Origin of the sequence: Singulisphaera chitinilytica, assembly GCF_049331405.1 — a bacterium.
Lineage (GTDB): Bacteria > Planctomycetota > Planctomycetia > Isosphaerales > Isosphaeraceae > PoT.
In genome coordinates this window covers 9,734,989-9,758,278 of the sequence record NZ_CP186274.1, presented here as the reverse complement: position 1 = coordinate 9,758,278, position 23,290 = coordinate 9,734,989, and the positions used below count along the sequence as shown (strand labels likewise).

Sequence of the window (23,290 nt, the reverse complement as noted above, 5' to 3'; positions counted from 1 at the left end):
GCGGGGTGAGTCCTTCACTCGGCGATCAGGTCGCGGACCGCCTGGGCAATCGTCTCCGGATTGGGGACGACGACCGCTTCCAGGGGGGGGCTGTACGGGGTCGGGGTATGCAGGCCGTTGAGGCGTCGGATCGGGGCGTCGAGGTCGTCGAACCCGGCGTCCGCGGCCTGCGCGGCGATCTCCGCACCCAGGCCGAAGGGGGCGAAGGTCTCGTCGACGACGAGCAAGCGCCCGGTCTTCCGCAAGGAGCCGAGGATCGTGGCCATGTCCAGCGGGGCGATGGTCCTCGGGTCGATCAACTCGACAGAGATCCCCTCCGCCGCGAGGACGTCGCAGGCCTTCTTCGCATGGTGGACCATCAGGGCGAGGGCCACGACGGTGACGTCGGTCCCTTCCCTCACGACCGCCGCGCGGCCGAACTCGATCTCATAAGGCTCCTCGGGGACCGCCCCCTTGACCGAGAGGACGCCGCGATGCTCGAGGAAGAGGACGGGGTCGTTGCACTTCAAGGCGTGGGAGAGGAGCCCCTTGGCGTCGAACGGGCTCGACGGGACGACGACGCGGAGGCCGGGGAAGTGCCCGTACATCGTGTAATAGCTGCCCGAGTGGTGCGTCGCCGCCGAGTTGCCGATGCCGATGCAGCCTCGCAGGAGTACCGGCATGGTGAGCCGGCCGCTGCTCATGTATTGGACCTTGGCGATCTGGTTCAGGATCTCGCCGACGGCGTCGAGGACGAAGTCGGCGAACATGAAGTCGATCAGCGGCCGGGTCGAGGTCATGGCGGCTCCGGCGGCCATCCCCACGAAGCCTCGCTCGCTGATGGGGGTGTCGCAGAGCCGCACAGGCCCGAAACGCTGGAAGAGGCCGGTCGTCGTCGCGAAGTTGCCCCCGCGTACGCCGATCCCTTCCCCCATGACGAAGATCCGGGGGTTCGACTCCATCGCCTCGGTGAGGGCCTCGAGGGTCGCCTTCATAAAGGTCGTCTCGCGGCGACAGTCGGCGGGCAAGGTGTCGAGGACGGGGCGATCCGGCGTCGTCTCGGTTGAAGCCGCGTAGATGTGGTTCGCCGCCGATGAGGGGCTCGGCCAGGCGCTCTGCTCGGCGAACTCGATCGCGTCGAGGGCCGCGGCCTCGACCTCCTCGTCGATCGCGTGGAGCTCGTCCTCGTCGGCGATCCCCTGCTCCAGCAGGTATCGGCGATGCCGGGCGATCGGGCAGCGGGTCTTCCAGAGCTCGACGTCCTCGCGGGTCCTGTACGTGAAGTCGCCCATCCCTTCGGCGTGGGGGCGGGTCCGATACGTCTTGCACTCGATCAAGGTCGGGCCTTCCCCCTGCTTGGCCCTGGCGACGGCCTCGGCGGCGGCCTCGTAGACGGCGAGGATGTCGTTGCCGTCGACCTCGACCCCGTGGAGGCCGTACCCCGCGGCCCTGGCGGCGACGCTCGGACTGCCGCTCGCGTAGGTGAACGGGACCTCGGTGGCGAAGCCGTTGTTCTCGCAGACGAACAGGACGGGGAGCTTCCAGATCGAGGCCATGTTCAGCCCCTCGTGGAAGGCCCCGTTATTGGTGGCCCCGTCGCCGAAGAAGGCGACGGCCACGTTCTCGGCCTCCATCAGCTTGAAGCTATACCCGGCGCCCGCCGCCTGGAGGATGCAGGGGCCGACGATCCCGCTCGTCCCCATCATGCCGACCTCGGGGGCGAAGAGGTGCATGCTCCCCCCCCTGCCTCGCGAGCAGCCCGTCTCACGGCCGAAGAGTTCGGCGACGAGCTCCCGGGGCGTGACCCCCTTGGCCAGCGCGTGGCCGTGCCCCCGGTGCGTGCTGAAGACCACGTCGTCGGCCCCGAGGTGGGCGCAGACGCCGGTGGCGATCGCCTCCTCGCCGACGTACGTGTGGCAGGCGCCGTGGATCAGGCCTCGCTGATGCGAGCGCGCCAGGTGCTCCTCGCAGCGCCGGATCGTCTGCATCCGGCGGTAGAGCGCCAGGAGCGTCGGCCTGTCGGCGGTCGCGAGGATATCCGTCGATGGTTGATCGGCCCCCAAATTCAGCCTCCCAGCATTTCTCGGAACATGGGCAGTTGCTTGGTGACGAAGACCAGCAAGGCGAGCCCGAGGTAGAAGACGCCGCAGCCGATGACGCCGGCCCTGTGATACCAGCGAGGCCGCAACTCCTCGGGCAACAGTTTGCAGTTGATCCAGAGCAGGTGGAAGGAGGTGACGCCGATCGACACGTTATTCAGGTTCGCAATCACCAGCGTCATCAACTTCGGCGTGCCGTACGTGCTGAAGAGATAGGCGCACACGAGGTTCCAGAGCACGTAGAAGGCGAGGATCGAGTAATAGATACGCTTGACAGCGTTCCCCCGCAAGGTGCCCCGGACCCGCCGGCTCCCCGACCAGAGGATGTCGGTCCAGCGCCTGCTGAAGTCGTCGACGATCGACATCTGGCTCGGGAGCATCACCAGCAAGCCCACGAAGACCGTCGTGATCCAGAGGACCTTGGCGACCCCCATCGCGAACTGCGGGGCATGCCGGATGCCGTCGGCCGTGATGAGCGCCTGGGCCCATTCCAGCTTGTTCCCCTGCAACAACGAATACGGTGCGAACTGGAGCGAGAGCAGGCCCGGCAAGGCCATCCCCATGAAGCAGCCGGGGGCCCAGACATAGACCTGATCCACGAGGATGTAGCGCCACCAGCCCTTCCACTTCGCGAGGTTCTCGGCGTTGATCTTGAAGACCTTGCCGACGTGGCTCAGGGTGATGTGCCGCCCGCCGATCGCGCTCGGGATGGCGCCGACGACGCTCCCCATGCCCCAGCCCTTGTCCCTGACGAAGTTGCCGTAGGCCGAGTTCGAGAGCCCTCCCCCGCCCGCGTAGCCGGCGAACGCCCCGATGACGGCGATGTTGCTGAGGGCGACCAGGGGCCAGGTCCCCTCGTTGAAGACGTGGAGGAAGACGTTGACCGTCGTGTCGTGGCCGTCGACCACCGTGGGCACGGTGCCGAACTTCACGAACCCGCTGAAGATCTTCCACCAGTTCTCCGGGCTGACGTAGCAGATCCCGAGCGTCAGGCAGAACCCGAGCACGACGGTCACTTTCACCGTCATGATCGCCTGGAGCATGTTGTAGACCTTGCCCCCTACGAGGATCGGGAGCGCAACGGCCAATAACATCGCATAGGCGAGTATCGTGACGAGCCATCTGTCGCCCGCGCCTGGGGGCCGGTCGAGGTAGAGCGAGGCGAGTAAGGCCGCGCCATGCGTCGACAGGCCTGGTATCAACGAGCTGAGGTTGAGGAAGAGGATGATCCCCATCCAGAACCGAGGCCCTGGCCTCGTGCGGAGGAAGCCGGTGAAGATCGGCTCGCCGCAGTAGAGGGCGTATCGGCCGCACTCGAGGTTGTAGAAGACCTGCAGGACGATGGCGATGGTGGCGATCCACATCAGGCCGCCGCCGTACTTGGCCGTGACCTCGGGGCCGAGCAGCCACTCGCCGCCGCCGATCTGGATCCCCATCATCACGATCCCGGGCCCGACGTAGCGGGTCCAGTGCCGCCACTCGAGGGGGTGGGGCTTCGGCAGGTCGGCCACGTCCCAGGGGGGGATCTCGTTCCGGACGCGGGACGATTCTTCGGTCATGGGGTGTCCACCTTCGGAGTCGCCCGGAGGCCTGTGCCTGTCATCTCCGATCACGACGAGGCCGACTCTTCGACCACCGGGTTCGTCAGGGTCCCGATCTTCTCGATCTCGATGGAGACCGTGTCGCCCGGCTGGAGGTAGACCGGGGGCTTCCTCGCCCCGCCGACGCCGTGCGGGGTGCCGGTGAGGATCACGGTGCCTGGGATGAGCAAGGTGCTGCCGCTGAGGAATTCGATCAGCGTCGGCACATCAAAGATCATGTCGTTGGTGTTCCAATCCTGCATGATTTCCCCGTTGAGGGTCGTCTTGATCCCCAGGGCGTTCGGGTCGAGGATCTCGTCGGCCGTGACGATCCAGGGGCCGAGCGGGCAGAACGTGGCGAAGGTCTTGCCCCGGCACCACTGACCGCCGCCCCACTTCATCTGCCAGTCGCGGGCGCTGACGTCGTTGGCGCAGGTGTAGCCGAGGACGTACGAGAGGGCGTCGGCCTTCGACGCGTTGTAGCAAGGCTTGCCAATCACCACGGCGAGCTCGCACTCGTAGTCGACCGCGTCGCTCCGAAGCTTGCGGGGCAGGACGATCGGATCGTCCGGATTCTGGAGTGTGCCTACGTTCTTCATGAACACGATGGGCTGGTCGGGGATCGCCTGGTTCCCCTCGGCGGCATGCTTGCGGTAGTTCAGGCCGATGCAGATGATGTCGCGCGGCTCGATGGGGGCGAGGAGCTTGACCACCTCGGCGGCCTCACCCGTGTCCCGGGGAGAGTCGAGGATGTCCCCTTCCACGCGGGTGATCCGGCCATCGTCGTGGCGTCGCCCGGCCTGGATCCGACCGGAGGCGTCTGTGTATCGGAGGAGTTTCATGTGATCGCTTCCATGAGATTCTGGAATGGTCGCGGGTTCGATGCCTCGCGTTCTCAGGACCGAGGCACGACGCCATTGACGATGTTGCTGAGGGGCTCGCCCCGGACCGCGGCGAGGGCCAGGTTTGCCGCGGTCTCTCGGAGCTTGCGGACCGCCGGGACGCTTGCCGAGGCGATGTGCGAGGCCAGGATGACATTGTCCATCTTGAGGATCGGGTGGTCGGCCGGGATCGGCTCGGGGGCGAAGACGTCGAGGGCCGCGGCGGAGACGTGCCCGCTCTGCAGGGCCTCGGTCAGTGCCGTCGGATCCACGAGGTCGCCCCGCGCGACGTTGATCAGGATGACGCCGGGCTTCATGCGAGCCAGGGCCTCGGCCCCAATCATCCCGCGCGTCTTCGGGGTCGACGGGCAATGGAGCGTGACCACGTCGGATTCTTCGAGGAGCCGATCCAGGTCGACCGGCAAGGCCCCCGCCTTCTCGATCTCCGACGCGGGGACGACCGGGTCATGCACGAGCACCCTGCCCCGGAACGGCAGCAGCCTTGCGACGACCTCGCGGCCGATCCTGCCGAACCCCACGACGCCCACGTTCAGATGCTTGAGGGCCCGCATCTGGTCGAGCGGCGTGGCGATCCCCCACTGCCCGCCGCGGACCTTGATCGTATTGGGGACCACCTGCCGCGTCGTGGCCAGGATGAAGGCCAACGTGTGGTCGGCGACCTCGTCGATGCAGTAATCCGGCACGTTGCAGACCGGGATCCCGCGGGCCTTGGCGGCCTCCAGGTCCACGTTGTCGTAGCCGATCCCGTAACGCACGATCGCCCGGGCCCGGCTCATGGAACCGATGACCTCGGCGGTGATCGGCGCGAATTGGACGATCACCGCGTCGGCGTCGGCCACGAGCGGGATCAGGGTTTCGGGAGTCTTGCACTGGCCGCCGACGACGTCCACGCCGGCTTCTTCCAGGATCCGACGCTCGACGTCGAGCGCCGGGAATGAGGCATCGGTGACCGCGACTTTCATGGATTCGCCCCCCGAGCGACCTACCGTTCGAACGTAGATCGACTGCGACACGACCGGCTGCGGCTGTTGACGGGATGGGATTGTCTGATAATCTAAGGAGGCCGCGAGACGATCGCAACGGTCTTCTCGAGAAACGTGGGAATCCGCGGGGCACCCCGGCCAAGCCGGCCGATTCGGGCCCTGCCTTTCCGAATGAATGGGCCATGGTCAGAACGATCAAACGCGACAAGATCCGGGACGTTGTGGCGACGCAGATCAAGTCGTTCATCGTCGACGAGAACCTCAAGTCGGGCGACCGCCTGCCGACCGAGACCGAGCTCGCGACGAGGTTCGGCGTCAGCCGGCTGAGCCTCCGCGAGGCCACCAAGGCCCTGGAATTCCTCGGGATCGTCGAGGCCAGGCCCGGGCGTGGCCTGACCGTCGGCCACGTCAACATGGACCGCGTGACCGAATACCTCGGTTTTCACCCCGCGCTCCACGACGTCTCATCCGACGTGCTGATCGACACCCGGATCCTGATCGAGAGCGGCGTCCTGACCCACGTCGCGCGACGGATGAAGGACGACCCGTCGATCTATGCGAACCTGAATACCATCAATGAAGGTTTGCGGCGCGCCCGCAGCCTGGGCCGCTGGGTGGAGCTGGACATCGCCTTCCACCGCGGCCTGATCGAGGCGAGCGGGCTCTCGCCCGTATTGGCCTTCGGCGACCTGATCGCCGTCTTCTTCCAGCGGTTTCGCGAGAACGTCGCGGCGGCGAGATGGAAAACGGGCGTCGATTCGCACCAGCAGATCATCGACGATCTGCGACTCGGCGAGGTCGGCCGGGCCGGCGAGGAGTTGCGCCGGCATATCGAGAGCCATCGCGAACCTTTGAGGACAGATGCATGAGCGTGCGAAACACCTGGTGGCTCGTCTTCGGCTTGACGTGCGTCGCAAGCCCCGCCGCCTTCGCGGTCGGGCCCGGCGACGACGCAAAGGCGCTCGCCACGCTCACGAAGGACTTCGACGGCAAGGTCCGCCCCCTCCTGAAACAATACTGCCTGAAGTGCCACTCGACCGAGCTCGAGGAAGGCGACCTCGACCTCGAGCGGTTCCAGGCCCTCGACCAGATCCGGACCGCCCCGCGCGTCTGGGAGAAGGTCGTCGAGATGCTCGACAACGGCGAGATGCCGCCGAAGAAGAGCCCCCAGCTCTCCGAAGTCCAGCGCAAGGAGCTCAAGGGCTGGGTCAAGGACTTCCTCGACGCCGAGGCCCGCGCCCACGCCGGCGACCCCGGCCCGGTCATCCTCCGCAGGCTTGGCAACGTCGAATACGACAACACGCTCCGCGACCTGACCGGCGTCGACCTCGACCCGGCCAAGGAGTTCCCGGTCGATGGCGCGGCCGGCGAGGGCTTCACGAACGTGGGCGAAGCCCTGGTGATGTCCCCAGCCATGCTCGACAAGTTCGTCGCCGCCTCCAAGAACATCGCCGCGCACGCGGTCCTGCTCCCCGACGGCATCCGCTTCTCCGAGAAGGCGACCCGGCGCGACTGGACCGATGAGATCGTCACGTCGATCCGCCGGCTCTACTCCCGATACACCGACGCCAACGGCGCCCGCCGCGTCCAGCTCCAGGGGCTCGATTTCCAGGCCGAGTCCGGCGGCCGGATCCCGATCGAGGTTTACCTCAAGGCCACCCTCGACTATCGCGGCCTCCCCGCCGAAGGCCGCAAGCCGCTCGCGGCCTTCGCGGCCGAGCATGACCTGAGCCCCAAGTACCTGCAAATCGTCTGGGACCTCCTCAACGGCAAAGATCCCCTGCCCCTCATCGACGCGATCCGGGTTCGCTGGCGGGCCGCGCAGGCGGCCGACATCCCCGCGATCGCCGGCGAGATCCGCCAGTGGCAGACGACCCTGACGAAGTTCAACAGCGTCGCCCACTTCAAGTCGTGGATGGAGCCGGTCAACCCGCTGGCCGAGGCCCAGGCCTTCCGCGTGAAGCTGGGGACGCCGAGCCCTGACGCCTCGGGCGGCGACGTGGTCGTCCGGCTCGTCACGCACGACGCCGGCGACGGCTCCGAGGGGGATGTCGTCGCCTGGGACCAGCCTCGGCTCGAGGCCCCAGGCCGTCCCCCCGTGTTCCTCCGCGACGTGCAGGACGGCTTGAGAGGGATTGCGGCTAAGCGCAAGAGCTTCGCCGAGACGGCCAAATACCTCGCCGCCGCGAATGAGGCCCGAGAGCTGACGACCACGCTGGACCTCCTTGCGCTCGCCAGCAAGCACGGCATCGACCCGAGCATGCTCCAGGCCTGGTTGGCCTACCTCGGGATCGCCGGCCAGGGGCCGCTCGAGATCCCCGGCCTCTTCCGCGATCGAGTCCCGAGCACCGGCGGCTACAACTTCGTCAGAGGCTGGGGCCTGCCGAACCTGCCCAGTCTGCTCGCCAACGGCTCGGATCAGGAAGTGAAGATCCCGGGCACTCTGAAGCCCCGCGGCGTCGTCGTGCATCCGGCCCCGACCCAGAACGTGGCGGCCGGCTGGCGGAGCCCGATCAAGGGACTCGTCAAGGTCGAGGCCCAGGTGGCCCACGCCCACGGCGACTGCGGCAACGGCGTGGCCTGGTATCTCGAGCACCGCCGGGGCCGGGAACGCCGACGCCTCGCGGCGGGCGAGCTCGACATGGGCAAGACCGCCAAGATCGAGCCGATCGACGACCTCGTCGTGGAGCCGGGAGACCTCGTCGCCCTGGTGATCGGTGCGCGCAACAACGACCACTCGTGCGACCTGACCGCCGTCGAGCTGAACGTGAGCGAGGCGGCCGGCAAGAACCGGGTCTGGACCCTCTCGCGCGACCTCACCAACGACATCCTCAAGAGCAACCCGCTGGCCGACTCCCACGGCAATCCCGACGTCTGGCACTTCTACGAGGAGAAGTCGACGGGCGACGACGGCTCGAGCCTCTGGAGCATCCCCCGGGGCTCGCTCCTCGACCGCTGGCGCGACTCCGCCTCGAAGCCCGAGCGCGACCAGATCGCCGAGCACCTGCAACAACTCCTGACTCAGGGGCCGACCGGGCCTAAGGATCATCCCGACAGCATTCTCTATCGCCAACTCACGTCGCTGAGCGGCCCGCTCCTGGGGACGCTCGACTTCGCCTCTCTGGCCGCCGAGGCCCGCAAGGCCGAAGCCCCGGCCGCACCCGCCGACGTCGCCGTCTCGTACGGGCTGCCTCGCGAGGCCTTCGCGAAGCTGCCGCAGGAGTCGGGGCTCGTCACGAGCGCCCCTTCGGTGCTCGAGATCCGGCTCCCGGCCGACCTCGCCTCGGGGCGCGAGTTCGTGGTCTCGGCCAGGCTGGACGGCCAGGCGGGGCGCGAGGGGAGCGTCCAGGCCCAGGTGGTGACGACGCCCGCCGCGGCGGGGAGCCTCGTCCCCGGCCTGCCGATCCTCGCCCACAACGGGAGTGCCGCCCGAGCCAGGATCGAGAAGTCGCTCGACGCCTTCCGCAACGCCTTCCCGGCCGCGGTCTGCTATATGCAGATCGTCCCGGTCGACGAGGTCGTGACGCTCGTCCTCTTCCATCGCGAGGACGAGGGGCTCTCACGGCTCATGCTCACCGACGAGGAGCACAAGCAGCTTGACCGGATGTGGGACGAGCTGCGGTACATCAGCCAGGACGCCTTGCGGGTCCAGGAGGCGTACGGCCAGTTCATGGAGTACGTCACCCAGGACGGCGACGTCCGGATCTTCGAGCCGCTCCGCAAGCCGATCGCCCAGCGCGCCGAGGCCTTCCAGAAGCGCCTGGTCGCCACCGAGCCCGCCCACCTCGACGCCCTCGTGGCGTTCGCCGATAGGGCTTATCGCCGCCCCCTGACCTCCCAGGAGAAGGCGGAGCTTCGCGAGCTCTATGGCAAGCTCCGGCAGCAGAAGCTCGACCACGAGACCTCGTTCCGCCTCGTCCTGGCCAGGGTCCTGATGGCCCCCTCATTCCTCTACCGGGTGGAGCAATCGGCGGATAGCGCCGAGGCCAAGCCGGTCTCCGACTGGGAGCTGGCCAACCGGCTCAGCTACTTCCTCTGGTCCTCGATGCCCGACAACGAACTGCGTCGCCTGGCCGATCAGGGGAAGCTGCACGAGCCCGAGGTCCTCGCCGCCCAGATGAAGCGGATGCTCAAGGATGACCGGGTGCGGGCCCTCGCCACCGAGTTCGGCTGCCAGTGGCTCGACATCCGGGGCTTCGACCTGCACAACGAGAAGAGCGAGCAGGTCTTCCCCGAGTTCGCCGCATTGCGGGCCGCGATGTACGAGGAGTCGGTCCGGTTCCTCGTCGACCTCTTCCAGGCCGACGAGCCGGTGATCAACGTGCTCGACGCCGATTACACCTTCGTCAACGAGCCCCTGGCCAAATTCTACGGCATCCCCGGCGTGACCGGATCGAACTGGCGGCGGGTCGACGGTGTAAAAGCCTTCGGCCGAGGCGGGATCCTGGGGATGGCCTCGTTGCTCTCGAAGCAGGCGGGGGCCTCGCGCACCAGCCCGATCCTCCGGGGGAACTGGCTGGCGGAGATGCTCCTGGGCGAGAAGCTCCCCAAGCCCCCCAAGAACGTGCCGCTCCTGCCCGAGAGCGAGCTGGACACCAACGGCCTGACCATGCGGCAGATCACCGAGAAGCATCGCGAGCTGGAGTCCTGCTCCAAGTGCCACGAGCGGATCGACCCCTTCGGCTTCGCGCTCGAGAGCTTCGACGCGATCGGACGCCGCCGCACGACCGACCTCGCCGGCCGGGTCATCGACACGAGCGCCCAGGCGAAGGACGGCTCGAAGTTCACCGACATCGCCGGGCTCCGCGACTACATCCTGGCGAAGCGACGCGACGAGTTCCTCCGCCAGTTCAGCCGCAAGCTGCTCGGCTACGCCCTGGGGCGTGGGGTCGAGCTATCCGACCAGCCGCTGCTGGACCGAATGCGGGAAGACCTGGCCTCGAAGGATGGCCGCGTCCAGGCGGCGATCCTCGCCGTGATCCAGAGCCCACAATTCCGGGAGCGCCGGGGGATTTCCTCGCCGCTCGAACAGACCATCGCCCAACCCTGATTTCGGCAAATCGGCAAAGGAGAGACTCGCATGTTATCTCAAGGATCGCGACTCCCGTCGCCGGCGCTGAGCCGTCGGATGATGCTCCGAGGGCTGGGCGTGTCGATGGCGCTCCCCTGGCTCGAATCCATCCCGGTCTGGGGCAACGAGCCCACCAAGGCCGCGGCCGATGGCCAGGCCCCCTTGCGGTTCGCCTGCCTCTTCTCCGGCAACGGCTACCACAGCAAGGAGTGGTGGGCCAAGGGGACGGGCAAGGACATGGAGCTGGGCAAGGTGCTCGAGCCCATGTCGAAGCACAAGGAGAAGCTCCTCTTCATCCAGGGCCTCTACAACGAAGAGGCCCTGAAGGGGAACATCCACAGCTCGCAGACCGGCAACATCCTCTCGGGGGCCCCCTTGCTCTCCGGCGGGGCGATCCGCTCGGGCACGAGCATCGACCAGGTCCTCGCCCAGAAGATCGGGAACCAGACCAAGGTCCCCAGCCTCGTCCTCGCCTGCGAGCCGGCGATGGCCGCCGTCCACAAGAACTACTCGATGCTGTATAGCTCCCACATCTCGTGGAGCTCGCCGACCACCCCGACGCCGCTCGAGCTCTACCCGGCGCTGGCGTTCGACCGCCTCTTCAAGGACGACGACCAGGCGCACGACAAGAGCGTCCTCGACGCCGTGCTCACCGAGGCCAACTCGATCCGGGGCAAGATCAGCCGCAATGACCAGGTGAAGCTCGACGAGTATTTGAACTCCGTCCGCGAGGTCGAGCTGCGTCTCGAACGTGCCGGCAAGGATCATCACCTCCAGGGGTGGCGGCCGACCCTCGACAAGCCCAACATCTCCCGCCCCCCCGATGGCGTGCCGCACGACATCGCCGAGCACATGCGGCTGATGAGCGACATCCTCGTGCTCGCCTTCCAGACCGACACGACCCGGTTCTGCACGCTCAAGTTGAATAATGATCACTCGTCGCTGCGGTTCCCGAACCTCAACGTCGACTACATGATCCACCACCTGCTCTCGCACACCGACGGCGCCGACTGGCTCAAGGTGAACCGCTTCTTCGCCGAGCAGGTCGCCTATATCGCCGGCCGGCTCGACGCGATCCAGGAAGGGGAACGCACCGCGCTCGACAACACCATCATGATGTTCTGCTCGAGCATGATGAGCGGCGGCCACGACGCCACGCAGCTCCCCGTCGTCATCCTCGGCCGAGGCGGCGGCAAGCTCGAGACCGGCCGCGTGCTCGACTACCGCGCCAAGCCGAACCGCAAGATGTGCAGCCTCTACCTCTCCTTGATGGACAAGTACGGCGTCAGCCTCCCCGAGTTCGGCGACTCCCGCGAGCGGCTGGTCGAGATCTGATCGGCCTGCGATCCAGCATGGCTCATGTGATTCGGGCGGTACATCTTTCGAGTCGATACAAAAAGGCCTCCGCTCGGTCCCTTTCGGGATCGGGCGGAGGCCCTTCTTCTTGACGGATTCGACCGCTCAGAATCCGAAGTGGAACCGCCCGACGACGCCGATCCGGGCGACGGCATTCTCGGGGGCGAAGCTGGCGACGGTGCTGCCGTGGTTCGGCTGGACCGCGTTGCTGAGGCTGTTACGCGGCCAGAGGTTGAAGCTCGAGTGGGCGAGGTCCACGCCGCCGGCCGGGGTCGGGAGGAGCGACGGGTCGACCGTGACCGACACCTGCCTGCCGGAGATGTGGACGGCCGACGGGTCGAGCGGCGTCGACTTCCCGGTCGTGAAATCGGTCACCGAGGCCGTGGTGCCCGTCGTCTGGACCGAGACGACGACGACCGCATCGAACGTGATGCCCGGGCGCTGGAAGAACGGCGTGACCGCGCTCGGGCTGTGGCGGTCGATCCCGAAGACGTAGAACGACTGCTGGTCGGTCGTGGTCGGATTCTTGACGATCCGGCCGGCCATCACGCCCATCAGCGTCAGCGATCGATTCGGGACGAGCTGGGCCGACGCCGCGACCACGTTGAGGTCGGCGTTCTTCGGACCCGTGTAGAATTCATAGAACTTGGGCGCCTTGAAGACGAACCCGCTGACGCCGAAGACGTGGCCATGCTCGCCAGGCCTAGATAACTGGCCGTGGTCGTCCCCTCCCCCGTGATTGCCGTGGTCGTCGGCCCTCGCCCGGAGCTCGATCGCAGCCCCGGAGCCCATGCTGGGAGTGTAGGCCATTTGGCTGAGCAGGGCCTTGCCTTCCAGGGTTTCGAAGGTGAGCGAGGGTCGCGTGTTTCGGGTCTTCATCGTTTCCCTTTCTGGATCACGAGTGTCGAATCGAAGTGAAATCGCCAGGATCCACGAAGGGCGTGGGGGGGCCGCCCCGGGCGCCAGGCCGCTCGTTCGCCCTTTGTGAAAGGGGCATGGCGAGCGTTTCGCCGGAAGAACGCACGGGCCTCCCTCGGAATCCTCGTCCCAGGCGGGCGCTCGAGGGGGGAACGTGCAAGCGGGTTGTGCATCAACGTTCGGGGATATCCCCGGGCCCTGGGCGGCAGGATCGGCTCGCCCTCGGTCAGGACCACGCTGCTGCGAATTATCGAATCAAGATTGTGCGAAGATGTGAGAATTTCTTACGGATCGAACTATCCGAGTCTCTCTGCGGTCAGGACGGCAGGCCCGTTGCCGGGCGAGGGCCCGCATCGTCCGGTCGCGAGGGCCATCCCGCGATGGCGTAGGCCAGGGTTTGCGCCGCCGAGGGGCGGGCCGACAGGGAGATCCAATCGGCCTGCTTGTCGACGTGGCTCCGGATCACCGCGCGGAGGACGGTGGATTGTTGCAATGGGTCCATAGCAGTCTCCCTCTCTCGCCAGGACTTCAACGGTGACGGTCAACCCGACCGCCTGTCAGATCGCATTCGCTCAGTGGCAGGACGCCGAGGATTCGGGGGGAAATAGCGAGTCCTGGGTCGTCGAAACGACCCGGTAGATGGTGTTGATCGCCTGCGACAGCCGGAACGTGGGCTGGCCGATCATGATCCAACCCGGCAGGGCGAACAGGAGGCCGAACGCGACGGCCGCGGCCAATGGCGCGAGCACATAGACCCAGAACCGTCGAGGGCGGCGGGCGCCCGCCACGAGCGGGTTGGCGTCGTCCCACATGAAGTAGAGGAGCTTGTCGCGTGCGATGGTCGCCAGGCTCACGGTCTCCTGCACCAACTCGGTCGGCAGCGCGTCCGGATCGGGCCCCGGGCCGACGAGTTCCTCCACCGCCCCGCCGCCGGCCTGCACTGCCGCGGAGGCCGCCTGGCCCGTCGAGGGGCGCCAGAAGAGGAAGAAGGCCGCCATCGCGATGCCCAGCCGGGAGAGGCGGGATTTGAGGATCTCCCTCCCCCGCGTCAGGCGCCACTTGAGGGTCCCGGTCGGACAGCCGAGGCGTTCCGCGGCCTGCTCGCTGGTGAGTCCCTCCCAGTAGCACAGCTGGATCGGGCGCCGGAACCGCTCGGGCAGTCGATCGACCTCGGCTCGGAGGAGCGGCGGAGCGTCGTCGAATTCCGGCTTGGCCGGCCCGGCGAGGTTGCGGACATCCACGGCAGCAGTCTCCCTGGTGCGTCTCCGCTCCGACTGGATCTTGGAACGAGCGGCCACGCGACGGGCGACGCCGCAGAGCCAACTCCCGAGATCATCGAGCCGCCTCGCCTCCCCGGCGCGACGGACGAGGACCATGAATGTCGCCTGGAAAGCATCGTCGGCGTCCTGCCCGTCGCCGAGCCAGCGGCGGCAGACGCCCCGGACTTTGGGCCCATGCCGACGCACCAAGGCCCCGAACGCGGCGCCGTCGTCCTGGGCGAAGAAGCGATCGAGCAGGGTCGTGTCGGGCAGGTCTTCCATCGCGGCGACGGCCGCCTTGCGGACGGCCTTCCCCTCGGCGATCCCTACCCACATCGAGTGTGCCATCGCATTGTTCCCCTTTGGATCCCGCAACGACCCGGCCACGAGCGTTCGAGAGTCGATATGATGCAGACCGATACACTGCACGAGGCAATGAGTAGGACCCTTCGCGACGCCCGTGGCCGGCTTTGCGTTGCGTCGTTCTATCTTAGTAAGTGCAGGGTCCCCTGCCCCCGGTTGGTTTTATTTTTTGGGACTGGAATCTGTGAGCCCTGCCTCGCTCTCGCAATCCGATGCGGTTGTCCTAACTCCGTGATAGCCAGGCTTTAGCGTGCCCGAGGCCGTTTCATGGGGGATGGCCTGACGCGGTAGATACGCGCCAGGCTTGCCGTGGGCCGATCCCGAGAGACCTCGAAACTCCTCGTCGAACCGAGGGATTCCAGGAGCGAGCGGCCCCCTTGCCTCGGGCACCGGTGGCGCTATGATGTGCTCGTTATACCGGAACGGTCCATCGGGTCCATTTCGCGGGTCAACCGCCATGGCTGTGGCCATTTCCCGGGCGAGAGCGAGCGACAACAGGGGATCAACGACGATGCAGAAGCGCATTCTGGGAAGTAGTGGCCTGGGCGTGTCGGCGATCGGCCTCGGCTGCATGGGGATGAGCGAGTTCTACGACCCGAAGTCGTTCGACGACGCCGAGTCGATCCGGGTCATCCACCGGTTCCTCGACGCCGGCGGCGACTTCCTCGACACCGCCGACATGTACGGCAGCGGCCGCAACGAGGTCCTCGTCGGCAAGGCGATTAGTGACCGCCGCGACCGCGTGGTGCTCGCGACGAAGTTCGCCAACGTGCGCGGGCCCAACGGCGAGTTTCTTGGCGTTCGCGGCGACGCGGCTTATGTGAAAGAATGCTGCGATGCCAGCCTGAAGCGGCTCGGCATCGACCACATCGACCTCTACTATCAGCACCGGGTCGACCCCAACACGCCGATCGAGGAGACCGTCGGCGCGATGGCGGAACTCGTTCAGGCGGGGAAGGTCCGCTACCTCGGCCTCTCCGAGGCCGCGCCGGAGACGATCCGACGCGCGGCGAAGGTCCACCCGATCGCGGCGCTCCAGACCGAGTACTCGCTCTGGAGCCGTGACCCCGAGGCCGAGCTACTGGCGACGGTCCGCGAGCTGAACATCGCCTTCGTGGCGTACAGCCCGCTTGGCCGGGGCTTCCTGACCGGCCAGTTCCGCAGCCTCGACGACCTCGCGCCCGACGACTACCGCCGCAACGCCCCGAGGTTCCAGGGGGACAACTTCCAGAAGAACCTCGAGCTGGTGAAGAAGATCGAGGATCTCGCCAAGACCAAGGGCTGCACCCCGAGCCAACTCGCCCTGGCCTGGGTCCTCGCCCAGGGGGACGACATCATCCCGATCCCGGGGACGAAGCGCGCCAAGTACCTCGACGAGAACCTCGGCGCCCTCGACGTGACGCTCACCCCCGAGGAACTCGGGCAGATCGACGCCATCCTCCCCTTCGGCGCGACCGCCGGCGACCGCTACCATCCCATGGCCATGCAGGCGGTCAATCGCTGAGCCGAAGGCCAACCCGCTCATAAGACGATGCTTTGATCCCGGACGCCCGGCGCCTTTGCATAAGGCGGCGGGCGTCTTTTGCATCCGTATCCTTGACCTCGGGCCGGGAACCGCGGACCATTCGAGTCTCCCGCGCCTTTGCGGACGGGAGAGGCCGGGCGGAGGAGCACGACGCACGCGACCAATCCGCCGCCTCGAACCCGGTCCGCTCGATCTGCGAAGGGCAACTCTCGCCCCGCGCGACAGACAGACTTTGGAGACTGCGATGAGGTCACGCCCGCTTGCCCTGCCCCTCCTGGTGCTCCTGGTCGCCGCCCGAGTCGGCTTCGCGGAGACTCCCGCGCCGCCGAAGACCTTCGATGTGAAGTCGATCGACGCCTACGTCTCGGCCGTGGTGGGTGAGGAGAAGATCCCGGGGCTCGGCCTGGCGATCGCGCGCGACGGCAAGATCGTCCTCGCGAAGGGGTATGGCAAGTGCTCGCTCGACGAGGGGGCGGCCCCCGTCGAGGCCGAGACCACGTTCGCGGCCGGTTCGGTGACCAAGCAACTCGTCTGCGCCTGCGTCCTGCTCCTCGCCGAGGAAGGCAAGCTCTCCATCGATGATAAGGTGTCCAAATACTTCCCCGACCTCACCAAGGCGGGGGAGATCACCCTCCACCAGTTGATGGCCCACACCTCGGGCTACCCCGACTTCTACCCGCTCGACTTCGTCGACAGGCGGATGGCCAAGCCCATCGAGCCCGACGCGCTCATCGCCGAGTACGCCGGGGGCAAGCTCGACTTCGAGCCCGGCCATCGCTGGTCTTACAGCAATACCGGCTACACGATCCTCGGCCGGGTCGTGGAGAAGGTCACCGGGCAGCCCTTCGGCGAGTTCTTCAAGGCGAGGCTCCTCTCCCCGCTGGGCATGACGCACTCGGTCTTCGAGCCGACCGAGCCGCTCAAGGGGGGGACGCGCGGCTACCTCTCGATCGCGACGGGCCCGCTCGTCCCGGCCAAGCCGGAGGCCCACGGCTGGCTCTACACTGCGGGCGGCCTCTTCGCCTCAGCCCCCGACCTCGCCCGCTGGGACCTCGGCCTGATGGATGGGAAGGTGCTCAAGCCGGAGACGTTCCGCATCATGACGACGGGCGTGAAGTTGGCGGATGGCCGCGTCCGCGACTACGGTTGCGGGCTCCAGATCGCCAGGCGTGACGGCGAAACGATCCTGACCCACGGCGGGGCCATCAGCGGTTTCCGGGCCTCGAACACCCTCATCCCCAGGACGAAGTCGGCCGTCGTCCTTTTGACCAACAGCGAGGCCGCCGACCTCGGGCCGATCTCCCAGGCGATCGTCGGGCTCCTGATCAAGGACGAGGCCGAGCCCGAGGTCCCGAAGGTCGCCGGCCCCTCCCCTCGCGAGGCGGGCCTCGAGTTCCTCCACGCCATGCAGGCCGGCAAGCTCGATCGCGACAAGCTCGGCGAGGAATTCTCTCTGTACATGACGGACGAGCATGTGAAGTCGGCCGCCGCCCGGCTCAAGCCGCTCGGTCAGCCCGACGAGGTCGAGGTCGACGCCGTCCGCGAGCGCGGCGGGATGGAAGTCGCCGCGCTGCGCTTCGTCTTCAAGGGCGTGACGCTCAAGGGGCTGCTCTACCGCACGCCCGACGGCAAGATTCAGCAACTCCTCTTCGTGAAGGATTGAGTCGGCCGTGGGGAGAATTTCGCGGGAATCCATGTTGCCTTGCTAATGTGGCCCCCGGTCCGGCGAAGACTCCTGCGGGCCGGGAGGCCTTCGGCGATCGCCGAGGGGCGGTGTCTTGCCGGTGGCAGACGCGCCGGCCATGATGGGGCGGTCTCTCGGCGGGGGCCCGGCTCCCTCCGGGCTTGTCGACTCGATCGGTCGAAGGCCGTCGATGCCTCGAAACCAGGTTGCTCCGCCCTCCCCGTCGCTCCTCCTACGCGCGGGCCTGGCGGAGATCTTCAGGAGCTCGCGATGTCGGCCTTGCTTGCGCTATCCACTCTCGCCGGGGTCCTGATCGGTGCCGGTATCGGGCTCGTGCTCCTGATCCTGTACGGGGTCTCCGTCAACAACTCGCTGGTGACGCTCCGGAACCGATACAAGAACGCGTTCAGCCAGATCGACGTCCAGCTCAAGCGGCGATACGACCTGATCCCGAACCTGATCGAGGTCGCCAAGGGGTACATGAACCACGAGCGGGCGACGCTCGAGGCCGTGATCGAGGCCAGGAACAAGGCCGTCTCCGCCCAGCAGGCCGCCGCGGCGAGCCCCGGCGACCCGAATGCCATGCGGAAGCTCGGCGAGGCCGAGGGGCAGGTCTCCGGCGTCCTGGGCCGGCTCTTCGCCCTGACCGAGAGCTACCCCGACCTGAAGGCGAACCAGAACATGCTGGCTCTCCAGGAGGAGCTGACCTCGACCGAGAACAAGATCGCCTTCGCCCGCCAGGCGTTCAATGACGCCGTGATGTCGTACAACACCCAGCGCGAGGTCTTCCCGGCCTCCCTGATCGCGGGGATCGGTGGCTTCTTCCCGGCGCAGCTCTTCGAGATCGAGTCGCCCAAGGAACGCGAGGCCCCCCGGGTCTCGTTCTGAACGGCGGAACGGAAACCAACCGATCGCGACGAAGCGGGGCCGATCCTCCATGGACTTCTTCCAGAACCAAGATGTCGCCCGGAAGAAGACCGGCGTGCTGGTCTTTTACTTCATCCTGGCGGTCGTCGTGATCATCGTGTCGGTGTATGTGGCACTGGCCGCGATCCTGACGTGGTCATCCACGCAAGGGAAGCACGGGTCGGCCCCGGGCCTGAACCACCTCTGGGACCCGGCGCTCTTCGGCCTGGTGGCGGTCGGGGTCTCGGGCCTGGTCGGTGGCGGGAGCCTGTACAAGATCGCCGCCCTCTCGGGGGGCGGGCACACCGTCGCCGAGCTGCTCGGCGGGCGCCTCCTCAACCCGGCCGAGGCCAATGGGCCCGACGAGCGCAAGATCCTGAACGTGGTGGAGGAGATGGCCATCGCCTCGGGCGTGCCGGTACCCCCGGTGTACCTGCTCGAGGAGGAGCAAGGCATCAACGCCTTCGCCGCCGGGCACGCGCCCGGCGACGCGGTGATCGCCGTGACCTCGGGCTGCGTGCGGCACCTCTCTCGCGACGAGCTCCAGGGGGTCGTCGCCCACGAGTTCAGCCACATCCTCAACGGCGACATGCGGCTCAACATCCGCCTGATGGGGGTGCTCTTCGGGATCCTGCTCATCGGCCTGACGGGCTGGCTCATCCTGAGGAGCACCGACGGGAGCAGCCGGAACGACGACCGCAAGGAGGGGAAGAACGTCCTCCCCTTCATCGGGCTGGCCCTCTACATCATCGGGTATTCGGGGGTCTTCTTCGGCAACCTGATCAAGGCCGCCGTCTCCCGCCAGCGCGAATTCCTCGCGGACGCCTCGGCCGTGCAGTTCACCCGCAATCCCGACGGCATCGCCGGCGCCCTCAAGAAGATCGGCGCCCTGTCGGAGGGCTCGAAGATCGAGAATCCGCACGCCGAGGAGGCGAGCCACCTCTTCTTCGGCAGCTCGGGCGAGGGCTTCGGCCATTTCCTCGGCATGCTCGCCACGCATCCTCCCCTGGTGGAACGGATCCGGCGGATCGACCCATCGTTCGACGGCGACTTCTCGGCCGTCCAGCTCACCCCGATCGAGTCGGAGGCCGAGTCGCCCAGGCCACCCTCGAAGAAGGCCGTCTCCAGGGTCGACGCCTTCAACCCCGTCGAGGCGATCACGAAGATCGGCACGATCGCCCCGGCGCAGCTCGCCTACGCGGCCGGGCTCCTGGAGTCGCTCTCCGGCCCGCTCACCGAGGCCGTCCGCGACCCCCTGAGTGCCCAGGCCGTCGTCTTTGCCCTGCTGCTCGACGCGGACGAGTCGGTCCGGGGCTCGCAGCTCGGCTGGCTCGAGCAGCACGTCCTGCCGGCTTCGGTGCGAGAGACGCGGATGATCCTGCCCGAGGTCTCGCGGCTCGCCCCCGAGGCGAGGCTTCCCCTCGTGGAACTGGCCGCCCCGGCGCTCCGTCGCATGACCCCCGCGCAGCTCCACGACTTCCTACGCAGCGTCGACGTCCTGATCCAGGCCGATCAGGAGACTACGCTGTTCGAGTACGCCCTCCAGCGCCTGCTCTACCAGCACGTCGTCTCGCTGGTCACCAAGGCGAAGCCCCCCGCCGTGAGGTTCACGACGGCCCCGTCGCTGGTCGGCCCCGTCTCGGTGATCCTCTCGGCCCTGGCTCGCGTGGGGCATGACACGCCGGAGGGCGTCGCTCGCGGGTTCGAGGTCGGGGCGCAGGCCCTCGGCTGGCGAGACGCGACCCCGTCGCCGCAGTTCGAGGCGCCGATCGGGATCCCGGAGATCGACGTCGCGCTGGGGCAGCTCGCGGCCGCGTCCCCTACGCTCAAGAAGCAGGTCCTCGAGGGCTGCGCCTCGTGCATCGGCGCGGACGGCCGCGTGAGCGTCAAGGAGGGGGAGATGCTCCGAGCCATCTCGGATTCGCTGGGCTGCCCGATGCCCCCCCTGCTCGCCTCGGCCGAGGTCGCCTCGCACGCCTGAAGGTATTCGGAGATGTCGGGGCTCGACCCGCATGTGCAAGGCTCCGGGCGGGAGACGGCGGGACAACCTTCGCAAGAACCGGCCGCTTGCCGCGAATCACTTCTTGTCATGCCGGGGACTGATGAGTGAACCCGGCCGGAAACACGTCGGTTCTCTCGAGAAGGGGCATTTCCGATGCTCATGAGCGGATTGTCGGGCAATGAGATCTATTGCCTGGCGCAGAAGGGTTGGGCTCCTGGGAATATCGTCGTCGGCAACAGCGTGCATTCGCTGGGCCTGGTCCGCGGCATCACCAGCGGGCTCAAGACCCTGGCGGGGGGCGAGATCGCCAGCGTCACGCAGCTCATCTCCGACGGCCGCCACGCGGCCATCGGCCGGCTCGAGACTGAGGCGAAGGAGCTGGGCGCCCAGGGGCTGACCGGGGTCGCCTCCGAGATCAAGCCCGTCGGGAACCTGATGGAGTTCCTCGCGGTCGGCTCGGCCATCCACGGGAACAGCCAGTCGAAAGAGTTCTTCTCGACGGCCTGCACCGGCCAGGACCTCTTCTGCCAGGCCGACGCCGGGTATGCGCCGAGGCACTTCGTCATCGGCAACGTGGCCTATGCCCTGGGCCTCGGCCGGGGCCTGGCCGGCGGCCTGAAGATGATCGCCAGGCGCGGCGAGATCAAAGAATTTTCGGATATGTATAACAAGACGCGCCATCTCGCGCTCGAGCGGATCGAGACCGAGGCGGCCGAGCGCGGCTGCAACGCCGTGGTGGACATCAATACGAAGATCCTCCCGTTCGGCCCGGGCGTCCGCGAGATGCTCATGGTCGGCACCGGCTCGTACAACCCCGCGCTCGGCCAGTCCAAGCGCCCGGTGACCTCGGAGCTGAACGGCGAGGAGCTCTGGAACCTCACGCAGATGGGCTACTCGCCCCTGCGCCTGCTCCTCGGCACGTCGGTCTATGCCCTCGGCTTCTTCGGCGGGCTTTCGGCCTTCTTCCAGTCGTTCGCCAGGGGCGAGATCGACGAGGTCACGCGGCTCGTCTACGACGCCCGGGAGAACTGCCTCGCCCATATCAAGGCCGAGGCCGAAGAGATCAAGGCCGACGGCGTGATCGGCATCAAGGTCTACATCTACGAGCTGGGCAGCGGCCTGGTCGAGGTCATGGCCATCGGCACCGCCATCCGCAAGAACACGGCCGTCCGGACCGAGACCGACTACCTCCTGCCCCAGGCGATCATCCGCGACCGCGACACCTTCTTCGACCAGACGAACCAGATGCCCGGCGCCCCGAAGCCGCGGGAGCTGGACCGCAAGTAACTCAAATGGTCATCTCCCTCGACGAGGAGTCGTGAAGATAGGACCGCTTGATGCAGCGAGAGGCCGGCCTGGCGTGGCCGTCGAGATGGCTCGGCGGTGCCGCTCGGCCGGCTTCATCCTTTGGCATTCGGTGCCATTTCGATGTTGCGGCAACCGGCTCGAACTTGAATGAATGTTGGATGAACCTCGAGAAATGCGAGGGTGTCGATCTATCGAAGCTGCGCCCCTGGAGGCGGTCGAGCCGAACCATCACTCGGGTGGTGTGCCATGCGTCAAGCCGAGTCTTGGTGGTATTACCAACGAGTCCCGAAATTGCATCGTTGCTTTGTAAAAAATATCGTCTGCGTTGAGCTTGCCGGGTGTAGTTGTTGGGTTGTAATTGGCAAGATTGTTGTAATCCGAAGGGTAATAGGGTGAATTTGGCCTTTCTGACCCGTGCAGTGACTTTGGCCCGCTCTTTGCATTAAGAGTGGCCCGTCGGCGACCCAGCCGATGCGAGTTTGAGGAGGGGCCGAGCCTCATGGTCCCTCGATCTTCGTGATGCATTAATCCGAGAGTCCTCCCAGCGCCTCCCCAGGTCCACGGAAGGGGTGCGGCGAGCCCAGGTTTATCCGGGCGACGATCGCCGTCTGCGCCGAGTTTGACAAGGACGTGAGCGAGCGCCCTGCCAGGTTGCCGGGTTTTTCCACTCGACCAACGCTCTCCCCGCGAGGGCGAGATAAGGGGAAATACTCATGCGCAGCACGACATGGATCCTCACGGCGATGTTTGCCCTGGCCGCCACGACGTTGTTGGCTTCTTCGACCTTTGCCGACCAGAACGAGGGACCGGAAAAGCAGTGGGTTTGGCTCGAGAAGCAAGGGGTCTGGGGCTACGGCTACCAGATCAAGGAAGGCCCGCACGCCGGCCTCTGGCGGGTCGACCCCGACTCGAAGCGGCCCCCCGAGGCCCCCGCCGATCCCTACGGCTTCGCGGCGATCCTGAACTCATACCGCGCCTCGGCCGGCCTCGCCCCCCTCTCCTATGAGCCCGACCTCGCGGGCTGGGCGGCCCAGAACAACGCCGAGCAGGCCAACCGCGGCCTGGGCCATCACGTGAACCCGAACTGCCTCCAGAACTGCGCCTGGAACACCCCGGACGCCAACAGCGTCGCCTCCGCCTGGATGGAATCCCCGGGGCACCGCGCGAACATGCTCAACCCTTCCGCCAGCCGCTTTGGTATCGCCTTTGGTCCCGGACCTTACTGGACCATGAACGCCCAGTGAGCCCGCAATCGGTCTTGTAGTCTCGATGCTCTGATGGACTCTGGCTGTACTGCAATAAGACGAACGGCCGGGCGATGATCGAATCATCACCCGGCCGTCGTTTGTTCAACC

16 protein-coding genes are annotated in these 23,290 nt (G+C 66.9%); 9 read left to right on the top strand and 7 right to left on the bottom strand.

Annotation, left to right across the window (positions count from 1 at the left end; translation table 11 throughout):
* Positions 1-14: 14 nt before the first annotated feature.
* The 4 genes from ACOYYX_RS37975 to ACOYYX_RS37960 are packed head-to-tail and all read right to left on the bottom strand — an operon-like array spanning position 15 to position 5,522.
* Positions 15-2,042 carry an alpha-ketoacid dehydrogenase subunit alpha/beta gene (locus ACOYYX_RS37975; protein WP_422927849.1) on the bottom strand — a complete coding sequence of 676 codons (2,028 nt, stop codon included), beginning with the start codon at positions 2,040-2,042 and terminating at the stop codon, positions 15-17.
* 2 nt (positions 2,043-2,044) lie between these two features.
* Positions 2,045-3,637 carry an Nramp family divalent metal transporter gene (locus ACOYYX_RS37970; RefSeq protein WP_422927848.1) on the bottom strand — a complete coding sequence of 531 codons (1,593 nt, stop codon included), beginning with the start codon at positions 3,635-3,637 and terminating at the stop codon, positions 2,045-2,047.
* Positions 3,638-3,687: 50 nt separating this feature from the next.
* Positions 3,688-4,500, bottom strand: coding sequence for a fumarylacetoacetate hydrolase family protein (locus ACOYYX_RS37965; RefSeq protein ID WP_422927847.1), 813 nt, complete (start codon positions 4,498-4,500; stop codon positions 3,688-3,690).
* 53 nt (positions 4,501-4,553) lie between these two features.
* Positions 4,554-5,522 carry a C-terminal binding protein gene (locus ACOYYX_RS37960; RefSeq protein ID WP_422927846.1) on the bottom strand — a complete coding sequence of 323 codons (969 nt, stop codon included), beginning with the start codon at positions 5,520-5,522 and terminating at the stop codon, positions 4,554-4,556.
* 203 nt (positions 5,523-5,725) lie between these two features.
* On the opposite strand from ACOYYX_RS37960, the gene ACOYYX_RS37955 reads away from it, so the two are divergent.
* From ACOYYX_RS37955 to ACOYYX_RS37945, 3 genes are read left to right on the top strand one after another with little or no spacing between them, the layout of a single operon-like run.
* Positions 5,726-6,412 (top strand): FadR/GntR family transcriptional regulator, encoded by a 687-nt coding sequence (locus ACOYYX_RS37955; RefSeq protein WP_422927845.1) that lies wholly within the window; start codon positions 5,726-5,728, stop codon positions 6,410-6,412.
* Positions 6,409-10,593, top strand: coding sequence for a DUF1592 domain-containing protein (locus ACOYYX_RS37950; protein ID WP_422927844.1), 4,185 nt, complete (start codon positions 6,409-6,411; stop codon positions 10,591-10,593). The genes ACOYYX_RS37955 and ACOYYX_RS37950 overlap by 4 nt, the downstream gene beginning before the upstream one ends.
* A 30-nt stretch (positions 10,594-10,623) precedes the next feature.
* Complete coding sequence (locus ACOYYX_RS37945) at positions 10,624-11,949, top strand: DUF1552 domain-containing protein (RefSeq protein WP_422927843.1); 1,326 nt, start codon at positions 10,624-10,626, stop codon at positions 11,947-11,949.
* A gap of 126 nt (positions 11,950-12,075) precedes the next feature.
* Here ACOYYX_RS37945 and ACOYYX_RS37940 read toward each other — a convergent pair whose 3' ends face one another.
* From ACOYYX_RS37940 to ACOYYX_RS37930, 3 genes are all read right to left on the bottom strand, one after another.
* A complete protein-coding gene (locus tag ACOYYX_RS37940; RefSeq protein ID WP_422927842.1) occupies positions 12,076-12,849 on the bottom strand; it encodes a hypothetical protein in 774 nt (257 codons plus the stop codon).
* Positions 12,850-13,204: 355 nt separating this feature from the next.
* Positions 13,205-13,390, bottom strand: a complete 186-nt coding sequence (locus tag ACOYYX_RS37935; RefSeq protein WP_422927841.1) for a hypothetical protein — start codon at positions 13,388-13,390, stop codon at positions 13,205-13,207.
* A gap of 70 nt (positions 13,391-13,460) precedes the next feature.
* A complete protein-coding gene (locus ACOYYX_RS37930; protein WP_422927840.1) occupies positions 13,461-14,495 on the bottom strand; it encodes an RNA polymerase sigma factor in 1,035 nt (344 codons plus the stop codon).
* A gap of 526 nt (positions 14,496-15,021) precedes the next feature.
* Here ACOYYX_RS37930 and ACOYYX_RS37925 point away from each other — a divergent pair.
* From ACOYYX_RS37925 to ACOYYX_RS37900, 6 genes are all read left to right on the top strand, one after another.
* Positions 15,022-16,014: an aldo/keto reductase gene (locus ACOYYX_RS37925; RefSeq protein WP_422927839.1), complete on the top strand. Its 993-nt coding sequence runs from the start codon at positions 15,022-15,024 to the stop codon at positions 16,012-16,014.
* A gap of 265 nt (positions 16,015-16,279) precedes the next feature.
* On the top strand, positions 16,280-17,698 hold the full coding sequence (locus tag ACOYYX_RS37920) for a serine hydrolase domain-containing protein (RefSeq protein WP_422927838.1): 1,419 nt from the start codon (positions 16,280-16,282) through the stop codon (positions 17,696-17,698).
* A gap of 291 nt (positions 17,699-17,989) precedes the next feature.
* Positions 17,990-18,607, top strand: a complete 618-nt coding sequence (locus tag ACOYYX_RS37915) for a LemA family protein (RefSeq protein WP_422927837.1) — start codon at positions 17,990-17,992, stop codon at positions 18,605-18,607.
* A gap of 49 nt (positions 18,608-18,656) precedes the next feature.
* Complete coding sequence (locus tag ACOYYX_RS37910; protein WP_422927836.1) at positions 18,657-20,606, top strand: M48 family metallopeptidase; 1,950 nt, start codon at positions 18,657-18,659, stop codon at positions 20,604-20,606.
* 174 nt (positions 20,607-20,780) lie between these two features.
* Positions 20,781-21,914, top strand: a complete 1,134-nt coding sequence (locus ACOYYX_RS37905; protein ID WP_422927835.1) for a heavy metal-binding domain-containing protein — start codon at positions 20,781-20,783, stop codon at positions 21,912-21,914.
* Positions 21,915-22,648: 734 nt separating this feature from the next.
* Positions 22,649-23,179 (top strand): CAP domain-containing protein, encoded by a 531-nt coding sequence (locus tag ACOYYX_RS37900; RefSeq protein ID WP_422927834.1) that lies wholly within the window; start codon positions 22,649-22,651, stop codon positions 23,177-23,179.
* Positions 23,180-23,290: the final 111 nt, after the last annotated feature.